Source organism: Streptomyces sp. NPDC013157, assembly GCF_042899865.1.
In the GTDB taxonomy this organism is placed as follows: domain Bacteria; phylum Actinomycetota; class Actinomycetes; order Streptomycetales; family Streptomycetaceae; genus Streptomyces.
On record NZ_JBIBAK010000028.1, the window covers coordinates 44,706 to 62,397 of the forward strand.

Below are 17,692 nucleotides of genomic sequence, written 5' to 3' on the forward strand. Positions count from 1 at the left end.
CCCGTTCGTAAGCTTTCCGCATGGAAGGTATTGAAACGTTTCAATGCCTTGAGGGGGAGGGACACCCCTGTTTCCGGCGCTGTGCCTACGAAGGGAATCTGAGCCGTGACCGAGGAGAACAGACGTGCGCTGAGCCGCCGGCACATGCTCGGCATCATGACGGCCGCGGCGGCCGGGGCCTCGCTCCCGCTCGCCGCCGCGCCCAACGCCGAGGGAGCGGGCACGGCTGCATCGCGCGGGCACCGTGCCGCACCGGCGGACTTGCAGGTCAACTCGCGGGTCGCCCCCGTGGGAACGGAGACCCCACCGGCGTTCAGCTGGCTGCCTCCGGTGGCCGGACAGACGGCGTACGAGATCCAGGTCGGTACCGGGCCGGGCAGGGCCGACGTCTGGCGCAGCGGCAAGGTGGCGAGTTCGAACAGCATCGAGGTGGCCTACCAGGGCGAGCCGCTGGACTCTGGGCGAGCCTACTTCTGGCGGGTGCGGGCCTGGGACGAGACGGGAGCCACCGGCCCGTGGAGTGAGCCGGCGACGTGGGAGACCGGCCTGCTGAGGGGCGAGAAGGACTGGTCGGGTGCGCGGTGGATCGGCGGACGCGAGACACGGGACCACGACTGGAAGGACCTGACCGGAACCGTCGTCTTCCGCGGCGGCCCCGACACCGCCGGCGGGCTGGCCCTGCTCCTGCGCGCCGAACCCGTCGGCAAGACCTGGGGCGAGGGCCTCAACTGGACCGTCCGGCAGAGCGGCGACGACATGCAGCTGGTCATGAGGACCAGCCACTACGCCGGCAACACCTGGGTGGACGACGGCACTTCGGAGCCGGACTGGGGCGTGGACCACTACGACCCGCAGAGCGAGACCAACCCCACCACCGCGGGCACCCGCAGCGTCCCGGTCGGCACGGTCACCCTCCCCGCCTCCACCGGACTGACCAAGGACACCTGGGCCACGCGTGACCACACGGTGGTGGTCGCCGTGACCGGCCTCACCGTGACCACCACCGTGAACGGCGTCGAGGTCGACAGCCGCACCCTCACCGGCGACCAGATCCGCCGTCACGGCAGCTTCGGCTTCGCCGGCGGCACCAGCGCCACCGTCCGCAGCGTCAAGGTGACCGGTACCGGAGCCTCCGACTTCTCCGTCGACCTCACCACGGGCGCGAACCCGTTCGAGAACGGCATCGGCACTCTCGCCGGCCTCACCTTCCCCCCGAAGAACCCGTTCATCCCGTCCAAGAACAGCGTGCTGCCCATCGCCAACCCGGCACCCGTCCTGCGCCGAGCGTTCGCCCTTCCCGAAGGCCGCCGCATAGCCAAGGCCCGGCTGCACCTGAGTGCGGCAGGCAACGTCACGTTCACCGTCAACGGCGACCCGATCACCGTCGACGGCGAGCGGGCGACCACGGGCCGGACCAACGTGCCCAGACTGCTCACCGACCAGAGCACCTACGACCGCACGGTCCTCTACGACACCTTCGACGTGACCGAACTGCTCCACGCCGGACGGGAGAACGTCGTCGCCGCGGAACTCGGGCGCGGCTGGTACGGCCTGACGACGCCCCAGGAGTGGTACTGGCAGCTCGCGCCCTACGCCGGCCAGCCGCGCCTGCGCGCGAAGCTCGTCGTGACCTACACCGACGGTTCCGCCACCACGCTGATCACGGACAAGGACTGGCTCGGCGCGGACGGGCCCACGACGTTCGACTCCGTCTACTCGGGCGAGAAGTACGACGCCCGGCGTGCGGAGGAACTGGGGGAGTGGCGCTCGGTCGGCTACCGCGCCGGTCGCGAGTGGCGCCCGGCCACCGTGCTGATCCCGCCGGGCAGTTGCTCGGGCCCCTCACCGAAGTACCACGGCGCGCTGCCCGCCACGACGATTCCCGACGGCTTCAGATCCGCCGTCATGAGGGCGCACGAGGCGGAGCCGGTGCTGGTCGGCCAGACGCTGCGCCCGGTCTCCCTCACCGAGACGGCCCCCGGATCGGGGACCTGGGTCCTGGACTACGGCCAGATCCTCACCGGCCTCGTCCGCCTCCGGCTCACCGGCATACGCCAGGACAAGGAGGGCCTCACCCTGCGGATGCGCGGCGGCAACCGGATCAGCGCGGGCGACGGCACGGCCGCCTCCCCGCTGTCCGTCGAGGAGGAGAACTTCCAGCACGACGCCAACCTCCAGACGCACTACTACACCCTCGGCGAGCGACCGACGCAGACCTGGGAGCAGCAGTTCAGCCACTTCGGCTTGCGCTACCTGGAAGTGATGAACCTGGAGGCGGTCCTGGGACGGGCCCCCGACCTGAAGCGGGACGCGGACCTGCTGACCGTAGGCGTCGCGCGCACCGGTTTCGCCCGCACCGGCACCTTCACCACGGACAACGCCCTGCTCAACCGCCTTCAGCGCAACCTGGAGTGGGCCGAGCAGAACAACCTCGTCCAGAAGCCCACCGACACCCCGTCACGCGAGAAGAACGGCTGGACCGGCGACGCCATGGCCAGCTCCGAGTCCGAGTCCCTCACCTGGGACGTCAACGCCGTCCTCACCACCTACCTGCGCCACTTCCCCGACAACCAGATCTCCACCGGCCAGCTGCCCATGTTCGTCCCCGTCGCCAAGGGCGGCTACGGCTACGACCGCACCCCCGGCTGGAACGCCACGTGGAAGGCGGTACCGGCCTGGGACTCGGCGTACTTCGTCATCCCGTGGGAGCTGTACACGTACTACGGCAACAGCAGCCTCTTCGCCGAGCTCTACGACCACCAGGACACGCTCCTGACGTACTACGAGACGCTGTTCACCGCCGAGAACGACTACAAGTTCGAGGCCTCGCTCGGCGCCTACTCCGGTACGGAGAGCCCCGGCAGCAACGCCGTCATCAGCCTCGCCTTCTACATCCGCTTCTGCGACTACATGGACGAGGTGGGCCGCAGGCTCGGGCGCACCGAACGCGCCGCCCACTACGCCCAGTTGGCGCACACGCTCCGCAAGGCGTTCATCGCCAGCTACTGGGACACGGCACAGGGCCACTTCACCCAGGGCAGTGTCTCCAGCGAGAACGCCCTGGCCATCGCCTTCGACCTGGTTCCCGGCTCCGACCTGGACACCGACGACCCCCGCCACCTGTCCGGCACCAAGTCGCTCGCCGAGAACAACAAGGCCCTCGCGAAGCTCCTCGCCGACCGCATCGTGGCGGCGGACCACCATCTCCAGAACGACATGTACGGCTCGCGCTACGAGTTCAACATCTTGAGCGAATACGGCTACACGGACGTGGCGTTGAAGGCGGTCACCCAGACCGGCATCCCCGGCTACGTCTACCAGATCGCCAAGGGCGCCACCTCGCTGTGGGAACAGTGGACCGACCGGCTCTCGGTCGACCACCACTACCGCTCCAACGTGGCCACCTGGTTCTACCAGAGCCTGGCCGGCATCAAGCCCACCTCGACCGCCTACCGGACGCTGCGGATCCGCCCGTACATCCCCTCGACCCCGGTCAACAGCCGGGTGCCGGAGAACACCGACGACACCGACCTGTCTCCCGCGACCCTCGACCACGTCAGTGCCTCGATCGACACCGTGCGCGGCACGGTGTCCTCGGAGTGGGGACGCCGCCCGGACGGCCGGATCGACCTCGCGGTGACCGTCCCGTACAACACCGAGGCCGAGATCTGGGTGCCCACCCAGGGCAAGCCCGTCAGCGCGCCCCGGGGTGCCGCCTTCGTCCGTGACGACACCTCGGGCGGCGCGCCCTACAAGGTCTACCGGGCGCATGCGGGCTCGTACCGCTTCAACGCGTGACCTGGCCGGTTCCCTTCTGCGTAGGTCCCGCAGAAGGGAACCCGGCAGCAAGGGTGTTCACCGCGTTGTGCCGATCGGCTGGAGCTGGGCGTCCCGGTCGTCCTGCCGACCGGGACGGCCGACCGGATATGCGGCGAGGGCGAGGAGTGCGGCGAGGGCGATGAGGCCGCAGACGGCACCCCAGCCGAACTGGACGTAGGCACGGGTGCCGAGCCATGATCCGGCACTGCCGCCGAGGAACGTGCAGGTCATGTAGCCGGTGTTCAGACGGCTGCGGGCCTCTGGCCGCAGGGCGAAGATGCGGGCCTGGTTGGCGACCTGGCCGCACTGCACCGCCACGTCCAGCAGGAGCAGTCCGGCGGCCAGGGCCACGAGTCCCGCCGCTCCGCCCAGTGAGCCCCCGGTGAGCACCGCCGCCGCGGCGAGGGCGCCCAGGATGCACCACAGGTTCACCCGGTCGGCACCGAGCCGGTCCACCCAGCGCCCGGCCGCGGGCGCGCAGAACATGCTGCCCGCCCCGATCAGGGCCAGCAGGCCCACCGCCTGTGTCCCCATGCCGTACCGGGGGCCGGTCACCAGGAGGGCCAGGGCGGTCCAGGCGGCGCTGAACCCGCCGAAGACGGTGAACTGGAAGAGCACGGAGCGCTGAAGCTCCTTCTCGGTGCGCAGCATCCGCAGAGTGTCGGCGAGCAGGGTCGGATAGCGATCGTGCACGGCCGGGACGTCGTTGGGCAGGGCGAGGCCGAGGACGACGGCGAGCAGCCCGGTCAGCACGGCGGCGACGAGGTACGGAGCGCGCCAGCCCAGGTGCTCGCCCAATACGCCGCCGAAGGTGCGGGCCAGCAGGATGCCGCCGATGAGGCCGGCCTGCAGGGTGCCGATCACACTGCCCCGTCGATCGGGCTCGACCAGACCGGCCGCCATGGGCAGCAGGAGTTGCGGGACCACGGTCGCGATGCCCACCACGGCGCCGGCCGCGAGAAGCGGGCCGGTGGCCGGGGCTAGACCGGCGACCAGGAGGGCGAGGCCGGTCGTGGCGAGCAGTCCGGTGACCAGCGGGCGGCGGGGGAGGCGGTCGCCGAGCGGCACCAGCAGGAAGATGCCGACGGCGTAGCCGAGCTGGGTCACCGTCGCGACGATCGCCGCAGTGGCCGGGGCGACCCCCAGTCCGTCGGCGATGAGCGGGGTGAGGGCCTGGGGGAAGTAGACGTTCGCGACGCCGACACCACAGGCCAGCGCCATCAGCAGGGGCAGCTTGCGAGACATCGTTCCTCTCAACCGAACGAACTGGATGGTTCGATTACGAGGCTGACATGTCGGCCTTGGATTCGTCAAACGAACCAGTTCGTTACCCTTGATGCATGGCATACGACTCCACGGCGACCAAGGAACGCATCCTCGCGGCGGCGACGGCGGAGTTCGCCGCCCATGGGGTCGCCGGTGCCCGGGTGGACCGTATCGCCGCCGGGGCCAAGGCCAACAAGCGTGCGATCTATGACTACTTCGGGGACAAGAACAAGCTCTTCGCCGTCGTCCTCGAACGCGTGCTGGCCGACCTTGCCGAGGCCGTCCCCCCGAGCGACGACCTGCCCGGCTATGCCGAGCGCCTCTTCGACTACCACCGCGCTCACCCGGAGGCGCTGCGGCTGGTGATGTGGGAGGCCCTGGAGATCGGCGAGCAGCCCGTCCCGGCGGAAGAGGCCCGCACCCGCCACTACCAGGACAAGATCGACGCCGCCGAGTCCGCCGGTCCGGGCGGCGACGCGCGTACCCGCGTGTTCTTCACCCTCGCCCTGGCCGGCTGGAGCATCGCCATGCCCCAGCTGCGGCGGATGGTTCTCGGCCCCGACTACAGCCTCGACGACCTCCGCGTGGACGTCGCCCGGGCGGTACGGACCTTGCCGACAGATGCGGCGCCTCCTGGCTCGGCGTAGCAGTTGGGTTGGCAGGAGTGGTCCGCTTCGTCGGGCAAGAGGGAGTTGGCTGGTGTGTTCCCCAGGCCCTCCGTCTCGGCCCGCCTTGTCCTGCCCCTGCCGCCCCACTGTGCGTCGCGCGTGCGCAGCCCGTTGATCAAGGTGGCCATGATGCGCGCGCCGGTAGCACCGAAGAGATGTCCCGGTGCGACGGCTCACCGTGCACGTTGAGCCTGTCCAGCGGATGCGGACCAGATACGTGGCGAGGGTGATGAGGGTGCAGACGGCACCCCGGCCGAGCTGCCATGATCCGGCACTGCTGCTGAGGAACGTGCAGGTCATGTAGCCGGTGTTCAGACGGCTTGATCCGCTGCAGGAGAATCGGCATGGCTGCAAGGTCGGCGCACACCGACAGGGGGCAGCCGTAAGGGATGCGCAGGTCGGTCTGTGTCGAGCGGCGGCCCTACGGCGCGTCCTGCGGTCCGGGTGGGCCCGCCCCCCGGGTCAGTTCAGGTGGCCGGTTGCGACCGGTCCACTCGACGGCCCGCCCGGTACACCGCCCGGACGTCCCGTATCGCGGTGATGTCGTGCGCCGGGTTGGCGCCGACGGCCAGCAGGTCGGCGTCGTATCCGGGTGCGAGCCGTCCTTTGCGGTGCCCCAGGCCGCAGGAGTCGGCCGCCAGTGAGGTCACGGAGGCGAGTGCGGCGGTGTTGGTGCCGACCCGCGAGGCGAAGTAGACGAGGTCCCTGGGCAGGACGTCGTGCGGCTTGAACGGGCCGACCCCGGCGTCTGTGCAGCAGACGACGCGCACGCCTCGCGCGTGCATGGCCGCCATGTTCTCCCACATGGGTTCGAGCACCGCCAGCACCTCGGCGGGCATCCCGTCGATCGGTTCGACGACGGTGCAGCCGACGAACACGCCCGCCTCGGCCATGGCGTCGACGGTTCGCGGATCGGGGCGCACCCCGGAGCGGGTGATGAAGGTGCAGTGTTCGATCCCGTCCACGCCGGCCGTGACCGCGTCGGCGATTCCGGCCGCACCGTGGGCGTGCGCCGTGACGCGCAGGCCGAGTTCGTGCGCGGTACGGGTGATGGCCCGCAACTCGGCCAGGGTGTACTGCGCGCTGCCGGGGTCCGAGCCGGCCGTGGTCATGCCGCCGGTGGCCATCACCTTGATGAGGTCGACTCCGTGCCGGGCGCGTTGCGTCACCGCGCGGGCGGCCTGCTCGGCGCCGTCCGTCTCGCCGCCGAGATACCAGCAGTGCCCGCCGGTGCGGGTGATGGGCGGTCCCGCGGCGAGGATGTGCGGGCCCTCCACGTACTCCTGCCGCAGGCGCAGCGCCAGATACCCGCGATCGCCCAGGTCACGCACGGTGGTGATGCCGGCGCGCAGGGCCTGGGCGGCATGGGTGCGCATGCGGGCCAGGACCGTCGCGTCGTCGTCGCCGAGCATCTGCTTCTCGGTGTGGCCCAGGGGGTCGAACGCCAGATGGCTGTGGGCGTCGACCAGTCCGGGCAGCAGGGTGACGTCGCCCAGATCGGTCAGCGGCACCCCCTCGGGCGGGGCGGCGCCCGAAAGGTCGACGCCGGTGATCGTCCCGTCCGCGACGAGGATCATGACGGGGCCGTCGTGCACGGTGTGTCCGTCGAAGAGGCGGTGGGCGCGGACTGCTGCGCGGCGCTTCATGGTGAGGGTCTTTCCCTTCGCAGGTCGGCAGGGCCTGGAGCGCCGGGGACCGTGCCCGGTGTCGGATGACGCGGTGAAGCGGTCGGGGCGGACCGGGGGGGTATCGGCCCGCCCCGACCAGCGGGGCACAGGGGAGACGCACCGCGGTGCGGTCCGTGCCCCGCGTCGCTGGCGCTCGCGCCGGTCACACGGCGAGCGTGTCCCTCGGGGCCGCGTCGTCCTCCTTGCGTCCGCCGCGTCGGCCGAGCTTCTGCGCGATCTCGGCGCGCTTGTGGGCGCGCCTGGCCTTCGCCTCTTCCTTGCGGATCCGCTCGGCGGCCTCCTCCATGGCCTTCAGCTCAGCTCGTACGGAGTCGGTGGGGCGGCGCTCGAGGACGGCGTCGTAGCGCATGGCCAGCAGGTCCAGGGCCTGGGTGTCGCTCTCCCTGACCTCGGCCATGAGGGCCGTGCCGCCGGGCGGGACGTGCTGGACGAAGGTGCCGACGGCGGTGGTGGCCTCCTCGGCCCGCTTGTAGTCGTAGCCTCCGCCGATCAGCGCGCCGACGCCTACACCCATCAGGACGCCGAGAGGTCCGCCGAGGATGCCGACCAGCGAGCCGACCAGCCCGCCGACCGCCGTGTTGCGTCCCTCCTCGGTGTCCAGTCCCTCCGGGACACGCACCGCGCCGTCCTCGAGGCGCTCGATCAGCACGGCGGCACGGACCTCCGTCGTGGCCGGGCTGAGGTACTTCAGGTCGCTGAGCGCCTGGTAGGCGGTCGCACGATCGGCGAAACGCAGGGTGACGGCGTTCTCGTTCACGGACATGAGCTCTCCTTCGGTCGGCGGACCCGCAAAGGGACCAGGTCTGGCAGGGGAGGGCCACGGCGCCTGCTTCGGCGGGACTTCCGTGGCCATCTGTGAGACAGTATGTATCGAAGAGAGGTTGTGAGTCAATGCGTCTCACAAGTCGCCCGAGGAAGAGGTGTTCCGATGCTCCGGACCAACGACGACCCCCGCGCTCTGCGCAGCCGCGCCGCCGCCCTGGCCGCCGCCACCGAACTCCTCGTCGAAGGCGGCCCCGAGAACGTCACCCACGCCACCGTCGCCAAACGAGCCGGAATCGGCCGCGCCACCGTGTACCGGCACTGGCCGGACCAGCAGGCCCTCCTCCTCGACGCACTCGCGGGCGACATCCGCCCCCTGCTCTCCTTCGACGACGGCCCCGTCCGTGACCAGCTGGTGACCCAGGCGGGACAGATGGCCCACCGTCTCAACCAGCCAAGCGCCGTGTCGATCCTCGCCACGGTCATCCAGCGGGCCGAGCGGGACGAGGGTGTGCGGCGCCTCCGCGAGGAGATGTTCGGCCGGGCCGACGAAGACCTCACCCGCGCGCTGGCCACCGCCGTCGAACGCGGCGAACTCCGCCCCGGCGCCCAGGACCACGCCAGGGATCTCGTCGCCCGCATCATCGGACCCTTGTTCTTCGAGCGCTTCCTGCACGGCGTGCACCTTGAAGAGGACCTGGTGGTCGGTCTGGTCGACGCCGCGCTCGCGCCCTGGCTGCCGAACGCGTGACCGCGTCCGGCATGGTCCGACGCCGGACGCTCACCGGAGCGGCTGCCGACTCGTCCACGCCGCTCATGTTCGCTTCGGCCACCTCGCCCGAGCCGCGGGCCGGACTCCGTATGGTGTCCGCGCATGCTCGGCGCGGGGGGCGGCGCCCCGGGCACAAGGCGCCGATCGGCACCGTGCCGTCCTCGGCCCCTTGGTCGTTTCGCCGGACCGTGCTCGGTGGCCGGTTGACCGACTGCACGACCGGTGCCGCCGCTTCTGTGGCGACCTGTCGGCCGGCGTCGTGGGCGCCTGCCGTGCAGAGTCGTCGCGGGTCACTCTCGACGACGCCGGCCGCACGTTGGCGGCGTCCGCGGTGACGTGCACGGTCCGCGTGACCACCGGGGCCGCACGGAGCAGGCCCGTCAACGATCACGGTCCGGAAGGTGAGCGGGTGCCGTGGGAACACGCGGGGTGAAAGCGCGGTGAGGGTGACCCGTATCGGGTTCACCCTCACCATGCGGGGTGGGGGAGGTGCCCCGCGTCTGTGGCCCCCCGCCCCGGCTACGCGGCGCTCATCCGCCTCGGCGCCGTCGCGCTGTCCGAGGGCCTCCGTGCGGCTTCGGCGCGCTCGCCGTCGAACCAGTGCGTCGCCGCTTCCTCCCCGGTGCCGTCGTCGGCACCTTCCGTCGCGTGCAGACCGCCGCGCAGGGAGTCGGCCGGGAGACGCTTGAGGGTTGCGCCGTACCACAGTGCCAGCATGTCCAGGGTGTCGGTGCCGGTTTCCCTGACCTCGGCGAGGATGACCGTGCTGTCAGCCGGGGCGTGGGCGATGCAGGTGTCGGCTGCCGCCGCCCGCCCGGCCGCACCGTTCACGCCTTCGGTGACGCGCACCGCGCCGTCCTCCAGGCTCTCGATCAGTACGGCACCAAGGACCTCGGTGTCGGCGGCGCTGAGGTTCGTCAAACCGCTCAGTGCCTGGTAGGCGGTGGCGCGGTCGGCGAAGCGAAGAGCGATGACGTTCTCGTTCATGGGCGTGAACCGTTTCCTCGGACCCGGCGGCAGACCCACGGCGGACCTGCGACTGACGGTGCTCGATCGGCAAGGCGGTTGCCCGCCCGGCTGTGAGACAGTATGTATCGAAGAGAGGTTGTGAGTCAATGCGTCTCACAAGTTGCCCGAGGAAGAGGTGTTCCGATGCTCCGGACCAACGACGACCCCCGCGCTCTGCGCAGCCGCGCCGCCGCCCTGGCCGCCGCCACCGAACTCCTCGTCGAAGGCGGCCCCGAGAACGTCACCCACGCCACCGTCGCCAAACGAGCCGGAATCGGCCGCGCCACCGTCTACCGGCACTGGCCCGACCAGCAGGCCCTCCTCCTCGACGCACTCGCGGGCGACATCCGCCCCCTGCTCTCCTTCGACGACGGCCCCGTCCGTGACCAGCTGGTGACCCAGGCGGGACAGATGGCCCACCGTCTCAACCAGCCAAGCGCCGTGTCGATCCTCGCCACGGTCATCCAGCGGGCCGAGCGGGACGAGGGTGTGCGGCGCCTCCGCGAGGAGATGTTCGGCCGGACCGACGAAGACCTCACCCGCGCGCTGGCCACCGCCGTCGAACGCGGCGAACTCCGCCCCGGCGCCCAGGACCACGCCAGGGATCTCGTCGCCCGCATCATCGGACCCTTGTTCTTCGAGCGCTTCCTGCACGGCGAACGGCTCGACGACGGCATCGTGGCGGGCGAGGTCGACAGCGCCCTGGCTCCCTGGCTGCCGAACGGGTGACAGGCCGTCAGGAGACCATCACCCGGCTCGCCGTCCCCACCGCCCCCGACATCCACGGCTCGTCGACACCCCGCGGCCCGCACTCCCGCCACTCTCGCCTTCGTACGGCTGGGTCAACGTGCCGCGTCACGGCGGTACCCCGGCGCCGGGCCCGCACGGGACTCGGGAGAAGCTGGGGATCAACGGTGTCTCACACCCCCCAACGCCAAAGGAGAGAACCGAAGATGACGAACCGTCCGACGCGAGGGAATCCGTCCCGCAGGACTCTGATGAGCGCGACTGTGCTGAGCGGTCTCGCCCTGGCCGCGGGCACCACCGGGACCGCGCGGGCGGTGTCCGCCGACGAGCAGGCCCCCACCGGCCGGGCGGCAGCTCCCGAGTCGTACACCGCGATACCCGTCGCCCCTGGTGGCGGCCCCGCCCCCACCGACCGTGTGCACGTGCTCAGGATCGGCCCCCGGGGCGCGGCCACCGTGCTGGTCCTGGTGCCGGGGATGTTCGGGGCCGCCAATGACTTCCGGCTGATGGCGAGGGATCTGGTCGCGTCCGTGCCCGGGGTGCAGGTGTGGGCGTTCGACCGTCGGGAGGAGAGCCTGGCCGATCGGGCCGGGTTCGGCGGCTCCGACCCCGCCGCCTACTACCTCGACGGTCACTACCGATCCCAGGACCCGGCGGCCTCCGCCTTCGCCGCCGGGTGGGGGCTCTCGCTCACCCTGCGCGACCTGCGCACGGTCGTGCTGGCCGCCCGGGCCGGCGGTACCCGACGGGTGGTGCTCGGTGGGCACTCCTGGGGTGCGACCACCGCACTGGCGTACGCCGCCTGGGACTTCGCGGGGAGCCCCGGGTTCCGGGACCTGGCCGGGCTCGCCGTGATCGACGGCGGGGTGCTCGGGGCGTTCGACGGGACCGGTACACCCGTGCAGGACTCGCCGGAGGAGGTCCGGCAGCGGCTCGCGGCGATCAAGGGCGGGGCCGTGTTCGACATGACCCTGAGCGGGGTCGGGCTGGGCAGCCGGGCCGAGAGCACCCAGATCTGGTACCAACTCGCCGGGTGGTACGCCCGCAAGGACCCGGGCGGCCGTTCCGTGCTCCAGCCCCGGCTGCCGGACGCGCTGCGGCCCTCGTTCCCGGTGAGCAACGCGGCCCTGCTCGGCCTGCTCGTCGACGCGGGGTTCGGCTGGCCCAACGACATCACCGTCCACTCCGGCCACTTCGCCGAGAGCGCGGACAGCGATGGCGTACGGGGGTGGGTCGATGACGGGATCACGCCCCTCTCGCGCGTCGCCGAGGCGTACGCCGGTCCGGTGCCCGGTGTCTGGGAGTGGTACTGGCCCGCCCGGCTCTCCGTGGACCTCGACGTCACCGACGTCTACGCCGACACCGACCTCACCCGCTCCCTGGACCTGCGGTTGCACCACGGCGCCGGCATCGACGTACCGCTCTACGCCTTCGCGACCAGCTACTCCAAGGGCACGGTCCTGGAGGGCGCCCGCAAGGTCGCGGCCGGCTCCCGGGTGCCGTACGGCGTCTACGAGTCGGACAACGGCATGAACCACCTGGACCCGCTGTTCGCCGCGACAGACCACAACACGGCTACCCGCGGCCTCGCGGAGTTCCTGCGCACGGAACCCTCCACGCCCCGCTGAGGCGAGCCGAACCGGGACGACGCGGGCGTCCCTTCCCTCAGCCGGATGCCCTGCGGTCGGACGCCTGTGAACGCGTCCGGCCATGTCTGCGTCAGGGATGGCGGTCGGCTTCGCCCGTCGCGTTCTGGACGGTGAGGAGCCGTACCCGTGAACCGTCACCGACGGCGCGCCAACGGTGGGGAGTCCCTCCGCGGTAGTAGATGCTGTCTCCCGGCCCGAGCACGTGGAGGCGGGGCCCGTCCGCGGTCTGCAGGTCGATCTCGATCTCGCCGGCCACGACGTAGACGAACTCGTCACCGGGGTGGTCGAAGTACTCGTCGAACCGCTCTCCGACCCCGGTGTACTCCACGGGGTGGACGGAGTAGGCGGGGGCCCCGAGCATGCGCGCCGTTCCGCCGCCGCGGTTGGCCACGGGCAGCCCCTCGCCCGAGCGCACCAGGTGAACGGAGTCGGCCGAGGTGCCGGGATGCGGCACCGCCGCCACGGTCATGAGTGCCTGCTGGGTGGTACCGAGGGCGCGGGCGATGCGGTGCAGGGATGACATGCTCGGGCGGGTCAGCCCCCGCTCCAGCTGGCTGAGGAACGGGTGGGAGAGCGCGGCGCGCTCGGCCAGTTGGACGAGGGTCAGGCCCCGCTCCTTGCGCAACTTGCGGATCGCGCTGCCGAGTTCGGCGCGCAGAGGTGCGTCCGTGTCCCCGGCGGCGGGCGACGTGCTGTGGGCGGGTTGGGCGGGCATGGCAGGAATCCTAAGGGGCGAGGTCGGCGGGCCGTTGAGGTCCCGGAAGCGGCCAGGGAGAGGTTTTACGCCGGTGAAACACCGGGGCTCTACGCTCAATGTTGATGACACGAACATTCTAGATGTCGTCGAGTCCATCGAGTCGCACGGGTCGTACGTGCCTCCTCGTCCCGCCCAGTCCCTAGGGAGCCCTCCATGGCCGCGGCCACCTCCGACCGTTCCGTCGCCTGCCCGCCGGACTCCGCCTTCCTCGACGCCATGTCCGCCCTGGCCGGGGGCGTCTGTGTCGTCACCGCCCTGACCTCCGAGGGGCGCCCGGTCGGCTTCACCAGCACCGCGGTGATGAGTCTGAGCCGCGAACCGCAACTGCTGGCCATCGGGGTGGGCCGCGGCGGCCGTTCGCTGCCCACGCTGCTCGCCGGCGGCCGGTTCGCGCTGAACATCCTGCACTCCGGCGGCGAGCATGTCTCCCGGCGCTTCGCCGACCGCACCGCCGACCGGTTCGCGGACCTGGAGTGGTCGGCCGAGGCGCGCGGCGGGCTGCCGCTGCTGCTCGCGCACAGCTCGTACGCGGTGCTGTGCCGCGTCGTACGCGACCTCCCGGCCGGGGACCACCACCTGATCGTCGCGGCCGTCGAGGACGTGGTGACCGGAACCGGCGGACCGACCGCACTCGTGCACCACGACCGCCGCTACCACGCGCTCGGTGCCGCGTGAGCGGCCCCGAGTGGTTCCGGGTCGCCGAGACCGGCCCGGGCGCCTTCGTGATCGGCGAGCCCGGCCACGTCAACAGCTACCTTCTGCTCGGCGACGAGACGGCCCTGCTCTACGACACGGGCATGGGCATCGCCGACATCGGCGAGCAGGTGCGGCGGCTGACCGGGCTGCCGATGCTGGTCGTCAACTCGCACCATCACTTCGACCACCGCGGCGGCAACGCCTCCCTGGCCGCGTACGCCGAGGACATCGCCGTGCACGCCGACGGAGCCGCCCTGCACACGGCTCCGGCTCCGTACGAGTGGCTGGAGGCGTACGCGCACCTCGCGCACGACCTGCGCAAGCGGTACGCGGAGTTCCACGCCCTGGACACCGGCGGTTTCTTCCTGACGGACTCCCGCGTCGAGGTACGGCCGGTCCCCGACCTGGCCGACTGGCGCATCGAGGCCGTACGCCCGACCCGCCTGCTGCGCGAAGGAGACGTCCTCGACCTGGGCGGTCGGCGCCTACAGGTCCTCCACACCCCCGGGCACTCCCCGGACGGCATCTGCCTCTGGGAGCCGGAGACCGGGCTGCTGCTGGCCGGGGACACGCTGATCAGCGGTACCTTCTTCGCCCATGTGCCGGGCGCCGACGTGGCCGCCTTCGCCGACTCGACGCGCCGCCTCGCGGAGTTGCCGGTCACCACCGCGCTGCTCGGCCACAACCTGCGGCACCGGGAGTCGGCGGACTTCGTGGGCCGGGTCGCCGAGGCGTTCGCGGCCGTACGGGACGGCCGGACCCGCCCGTACGCCTCCACCGACATGTTCGGCGTCCCTGTACGCCGTCATGACTTCGACGGTTTCGCGGTGCTCACCGCGCCGCACGGAACGGACCGCTGACATGCCGCCTCTGCTGCTGCGCGGCGCGCGGCTGCCCGACGGAGACGTCCGTGACCTCCTGCTCGACCCGGACAGCGGTCTCGTCGCCCGGGTCGCCCCACCCGGCCTGCTTCCCCCCGGCCCCCAGGAACTCGATCTGACCGGGTATCTGCTCCTGCCCGCCCCCGCGGAACCGCATGCCCACCTGGACAAGGCCCTGACCTGGGACCTGGCGGGTGCCCTGCCCGGAGACCTGCCCTCGGCCGTCACCGCCTGGCGCGCGTACGCCGAGCGGGTCACCGAGGAGGACGTGTTCCAGCGCGCCGGGCGGGCCGTCGACGAGCTGTGTGCGAACGGCGTGACGGCCGTCAGGACCCACGTGGATCTCCTGACGAACGACGGCGGCCACACCACCGGTGATCCGCTTCGCGGACTGCGCGCCCTGCTTCGGCTGCGCCGACAGCTCCGGGGGCGGGTACGGCTCCAGATCGCCGTCCTGCACATCGACGCCCCCGACGAGTTGCTGCACCAGGCGCTCGACCTCGGCGCGGACCTGCTGGGCGGCTGCCCCCACCTGTCCGCCGACCCGACCGCGTCCGTGGAACGCACCCTGCGCATCGCCGCCGAGCACCATGTCGGGGTCGACCTGCACGCGGACGAGACCCTCGACCCGGGCGCGGGGGACCTGCGCTTGCTCGCCCGTGCCGTGCGGGAGCGTGGCTTCGTCCCGGGCGTCACCGCGAGTCACTGCGTCAGCCTGGGCGTGGTGGAGCCGGACGAGGCGGCCCGTACGGCCAAGGAGGTCGCGGCTGCCGGGATCGGCGTGGTCGCCCTCCCGCTGACGAACCTCTACCTCCAGGGCCGCGGCCGCCCGTCGTCCACCCCGCGCGGGCTCACCGCCGTACGCGCGCTGCTGGACGCGGGCGTGAGGGTCGCGGCCGGTGGTGACAACATAAGGGACCCGTTCAACCCCGTGGGCCGGGCGGATCCTCTGGAGACGGCGTCCCTGCTGGTCACGGCCGGTCATCTCGCCCCGGACGAAGCGCTGTACGCGGTCACCGCGGGCGCCCGCACCGTCCTCGGCCTGCCTGCGGCGGGACCGCACGAGGGTGCTGTCGCCGATCTTCTGGCGGTGCGTGCGCAGACCGTGTCGGAGGCTCTCGGCGCGTCCTGTCCCGAGCGGCTCGTCTTCGCCGGCGGGCGGCTGGTCAGCCGTACGTCGGTGGTCCGCGAACTCTACTGAGGCCGGCCAACGCCGGGTCCTGACGAATGGATACGGCCGTGACACTGGCCGGAAACAATCAATGTTCATGCTATCAACATTCCGCACTGTGGCACTGAAGGGAGCTGATGTGCCGACCATCGCTGAAGAGACGCTCGACGCGACGCTGCGATTCGAGAGCGTCGACAAACACTTCGCCAACGGGACCACCGCCCTGACCGGCCTCGAACTCTCCATCGCCCCAGGTGAGTTCGTCGCCGTCGTCGGCCCCTCGGGCTGCGGCAAGTCCACCCTGCTCCGCCTCGCCTCCGGCCTGGACACCGCTTCCGGCGGCACGGTCCACGCCCCCACCGACTCGGTCGGCTACGTGTTCCAGGACCCGACCCTGCTGCCCTGGCGCACCGTCCTCGCCAACGTCGAACTCCCCGCCGAACTCACCGGGACCCCCAAGTCCGAACGGCGCGAGCGGGCGCTGGACGCCCTTCGGCTGGTGGGTCTGGAGGGCTTCGAGAAGCAGTTGCCGGGGCAGTTGTCCGGAGGCATGCGGATGCGTGTGTCCCTGGCCCGCGCCCTCATGGCGCGGCCCTCGCTGTTCCTCCTCGACGAACCGTTCGGCGCCCTCGACGAGATGACCCGCCTGCGTATGCAGGAGGAACTCCAGCGCATCTACGCCGAGACCGGCTTCGCCGCCCTGTTCATCACCCACTCGGTGACCGAGGCCGTCTTCCTGGCCGGCCGGGTCGTGGTGATGTCGGCACGCCCCGGGCGGATCACCGCCTCCTTCGACGTCCCCTTCTCTCATCCCCGCCCGGCCGGGCTGCGCTACGACCCCGAGTTCGGCCGTATCGCCGGCGAGGTCTCCGTCGCACTGCGTGGAGGGTTCCAGTGAGCGCCGACGTCACCGCCCCGGCCGAAGTGGCCGTAATGGCACCGGAGTTGACGAAGACCGCGCGGCAGGCCCGTCGGCGCCGGATCCGGCCCGCCACCGTGCTCACCCCGCTCGGCTCGCTCGGCGCGGCCATCGGCGTCTGGTACGCCGCGAGCTACCTGCTGCTCAGCCCCGACCGTCGCTTCCTCGTCCCGCCCCCGCAGCAGGTCCTGACCGTGTCCTTCCTCGACTGGACCCATCTGCAGCCGATGCTCCAGGCTCTGTGGCTCACGGCGCAGGTCGCGCTCGTCGGGCTGCTCATCGCCTCCCTGCTGGGGGTGACGGCGGCGGTGCTGATGAGCAGGGCCCGCTGGCTGGAGCGCTCCCTGTACCCCTACGCGGTCATTCTGCAGACCGTGCCGATCCTCGCGATCGTGCCGCTGATCGGCCTCTGGTTCGGCTTCGGCTTCACCAGCCGGGTGGTCGTCTGTGTTCTGATCGCCCTCTTCCCGATGATCGCCAACACCTTGTTCGGCATCCAGTCGGTCGACCGTGCCCACCACGACCTGTTCACCCTCCAGCGGGCGAGCCGCTGGGCCCGGCTGCGCAAGCTCGAACTGCCCGCCGCCCTCCCCTCGGTCTTCACCGGTCTGCGCACCTCCTCCGGCCTGTCCGTGATCGGCGCGATCGTCGGTGACATGTTCTTCAAGCAGGGTGAACCCGGCATCGGGACCCTGCTCGACGTCTACCGCTCCCGGTTGCAGTCCGAGGACCTGTTCGCCGCGATCATCCTCGCCTCGCTCTTCGGCGTCGCGGTCTTCGCCGTCTTCACCCTCGTGGCCCGGCTCGCCGTGGGCTCCTGGCACGCCTCAGCCGACCGGCCGTAGCCCGCTCCCGCCTCTCCCTCCTCCTCGCCCGTCCCTCAGGGAGT

15 protein-coding genes are annotated in these 17,692 nt (G+C 71.4%); 10 read left to right on the top strand and 5 right to left on the bottom strand.

Annotated features, from left to right (window positions below; genetic code table 11):
- Window positions 1-105: 105 nt before the first annotated feature.
- A complete protein-coding gene (locus ACFY6U_RS49095; RefSeq protein WP_390049214.1) occupies window positions 106-3,798 on the top strand; it encodes a family 78 glycoside hydrolase catalytic domain in 3,693 nt (1,230 codons plus the stop codon).
- A gap of 57 nt (window positions 3,799-3,855) precedes the next feature.
- Here the strand turns inward: ACFY6U_RS49095 and ACFY6U_RS49100 are convergent, their stop codons facing one another.
- Window positions 3,856-5,064 carry an MFS transporter gene (locus tag ACFY6U_RS49100; RefSeq protein WP_390049216.1) on the bottom strand — a complete coding sequence of 403 codons (1,209 nt, stop codon included), beginning with the start codon at window positions 5,062-5,064 and terminating at the stop codon, window positions 3,856-3,858.
- 95 nt (window positions 5,065-5,159) lie between these two features.
- On the opposite strand from ACFY6U_RS49100, the gene ACFY6U_RS49105 reads away from it, so the two are divergent.
- A complete protein-coding gene (locus ACFY6U_RS49105; protein WP_390049218.1) occupies window positions 5,160-5,732 on the top strand; it encodes a TetR family transcriptional regulator in 573 nt (190 codons plus the stop codon).
- Between the two features lie 488 nt (window positions 5,733-6,220).
- On the opposite strand, the gene ACFY6U_RS49110 is transcribed toward ACFY6U_RS49105, so the two are convergent.
- Together ACFY6U_RS49110 and ACFY6U_RS49115 are read right to left on the bottom strand one after the other, a co-directional pair.
- Complete coding sequence (locus ACFY6U_RS49110; RefSeq protein WP_390049220.1) at window positions 6,221-7,399, bottom strand: amidohydrolase family protein; 1,179 nt, start codon at window positions 7,397-7,399, stop codon at window positions 6,221-6,223.
- 184 nt (window positions 7,400-7,583) lie between these two features.
- The gene (locus tag ACFY6U_RS49115) at window positions 7,584-8,204 is read right to left on the bottom strand and encodes a hypothetical protein (RefSeq protein ID WP_390049222.1); all 621 of its coding nucleotides are present in this window, start codon (window positions 8,202-8,204) and stop codon (window positions 7,584-7,586) included.
- 165 nt (window positions 8,205-8,369) lie between these two features.
- Here ACFY6U_RS49115 and ACFY6U_RS49120 point away from each other — a divergent pair, with 165 nt between their 5' ends.
- On the top strand, window positions 8,370-8,954 hold the full coding sequence (locus tag ACFY6U_RS49120) for a TetR/AcrR family transcriptional regulator (protein ID WP_390049224.1): 585 nt from the start codon (window positions 8,370-8,372) through the stop codon (window positions 8,952-8,954).
- A 540-nt stretch (window positions 8,955-9,494) separates the two neighbouring features.
- Here the strand turns inward: ACFY6U_RS49120 and ACFY6U_RS49125 are convergent.
- Window positions 9,495-9,962 (bottom strand): hypothetical protein, encoded by a 468-nt coding sequence (locus ACFY6U_RS49125; protein ID WP_390049226.1) that lies wholly within the window; start codon window positions 9,960-9,962, stop codon window positions 9,495-9,497.
- 165 nt (window positions 9,963-10,127) lie between these two features.
- Between ACFY6U_RS49125 and ACFY6U_RS49130 the strand changes: the two genes are divergently transcribed.
- Together ACFY6U_RS49130 and ACFY6U_RS49135 are read left to right on the top strand one after the other, a co-directional pair.
- Complete coding sequence (locus tag ACFY6U_RS49130; RefSeq protein ID WP_390049228.1) at window positions 10,128-10,712, top strand: TetR/AcrR family transcriptional regulator; 585 nt, start codon at window positions 10,128-10,130, stop codon at window positions 10,710-10,712.
- Window positions 10,713-10,981: 269 nt separating this feature from the next.
- Window positions 10,982-12,358, top strand: coding sequence for an alpha/beta hydrolase (locus ACFY6U_RS49135; RefSeq protein ID WP_390049230.1), 1,377 nt, complete (start codon window positions 10,982-10,984; stop codon window positions 12,356-12,358).
- Between the two features lie 91 nt (window positions 12,359-12,449).
- Here the strand turns inward: ACFY6U_RS49135 and ACFY6U_RS49140 are convergent, their stop codons facing one another.
- Window positions 12,450-13,094 (bottom strand): XRE family transcriptional regulator, encoded by a 645-nt coding sequence (locus ACFY6U_RS49140; RefSeq protein ID WP_316769265.1) that lies wholly within the window; start codon window positions 13,092-13,094, stop codon window positions 12,450-12,452.
- A 195-nt stretch (window positions 13,095-13,289) separates the two neighbouring features.
- Between ACFY6U_RS49140 and ACFY6U_RS49145 the strand changes: the two genes are divergently transcribed.
- The 5 genes from ACFY6U_RS49145 (at window position 13,290) to ACFY6U_RS49165 (ending at window position 17,648) form a co-directional block, all read left to right on the top strand.
- On the top strand, window positions 13,290-13,811 hold the full coding sequence (locus tag ACFY6U_RS49145; protein ID WP_390049232.1) for a flavin reductase family protein: 522 nt from the start codon (window positions 13,290-13,292) through the stop codon (window positions 13,809-13,811).
- Window positions 13,808-14,692 carry an MBL fold metallo-hydrolase gene (locus tag ACFY6U_RS49150; RefSeq protein ID WP_390049234.1) on the top strand — a complete coding sequence of 295 codons (885 nt, stop codon included), beginning with the start codon at window positions 13,808-13,810 and terminating at the stop codon, window positions 14,690-14,692. Before ACFY6U_RS49145 ends, ACFY6U_RS49150 begins: the two co-directional genes overlap by 4 nt.
- 1 nt (window position 14,693) lies before the next feature.
- Window positions 14,694-15,914, top strand: coding sequence for an amidohydrolase family protein (locus ACFY6U_RS49155; protein WP_390049236.1), 1,221 nt, complete (start codon window positions 14,694-14,696; stop codon window positions 15,912-15,914).
- Window positions 15,915-16,023: 109 nt separating this feature from the next.
- Entirely contained in the window at window positions 16,024-16,782 is a 759-nt protein-coding gene (locus tag ACFY6U_RS49160; RefSeq protein ID WP_390049238.1) for an ABC transporter ATP-binding protein, read from the top strand.
- Window positions 16,779-17,648: an ABC transporter permease gene (locus ACFY6U_RS49165; protein WP_390049240.1), complete on the top strand. Its 870-nt coding sequence runs from the start codon at window positions 16,779-16,781 to the stop codon at window positions 17,646-17,648. Before ACFY6U_RS49160 ends, ACFY6U_RS49165 begins: the two co-directional genes overlap by 4 nt.
- Window positions 17,649-17,692 lie beyond the last annotated feature (44 nt).

Excerpts from the sequence above, each read along its gene's own strand:
- ACFY6U_RS49125 (WP_390049226.1), bottom strand. The coding sequence starts at position 9,962 with ATGAACGAGAACGTCATCGCTCTTCGCTTCGCCGACCGCGCCACCGCC.
- ACFY6U_RS49105 (WP_390049218.1), top strand. The coding sequence starts at position 5,160 with ATGGCATACGACTCCACGGCGACCAAGGAACGCATCCTCGCGGCGGCG.
- ACFY6U_RS49115 (WP_390049222.1), bottom strand. The coding sequence starts at position 8,204 with ATGTCCGTGAACGAGAACGCCGTCACCCTGCGTTTCGCCGATCGTGCG.
- ACFY6U_RS49100 (WP_390049216.1), bottom strand. The coding sequence starts at position 5,064 with ATGTCTCGCAAGCTGCCCCTGCTGATGGCGCTGGCCTGTGGTGTCGGC.
- ACFY6U_RS49120 (WP_390049224.1), top strand. The coding sequence starts at position 8,370 with ATGCTCCGGACCAACGACGACCCCCGCGCTCTGCGCAGCCGCGCCGCC.
- ACFY6U_RS49130 (WP_390049228.1), top strand. The coding sequence starts at position 10,128 with ATGCTCCGGACCAACGACGACCCCCGCGCTCTGCGCAGCCGCGCCGCC.
- ACFY6U_RS49135 (WP_390049230.1), top strand. The coding sequence starts at position 10,982 with ATGAGCGCGACTGTGCTGAGCGGTCTCGCCCTGGCCGCGGGCACCACC.
- ACFY6U_RS49140 (WP_316769265.1), bottom strand. The coding sequence starts at position 13,094 with ATGCCCGCCCAACCCGCCCACAGCACGTCGCCCGCCGCCGGGGACACG.
- ACFY6U_RS49110 (WP_390049220.1), bottom strand. The coding sequence starts at position 7,399 with ATGAAGCGCCGCGCAGCAGTCCGCGCCCACCGCCTCTTCGACGGACAC.
- ACFY6U_RS49155 (WP_390049236.1), top strand. The coding sequence starts at position 14,694 with ATGCCGCCTCTGCTGCTGCGCGGCGCGCGGCTGCCCGACGGAGACGTC.
- ACFY6U_RS49145 (WP_390049232.1), top strand. The coding sequence starts at position 13,290 with ATGGCCGCGGCCACCTCCGACCGTTCCGTCGCCTGCCCGCCGGACTCC.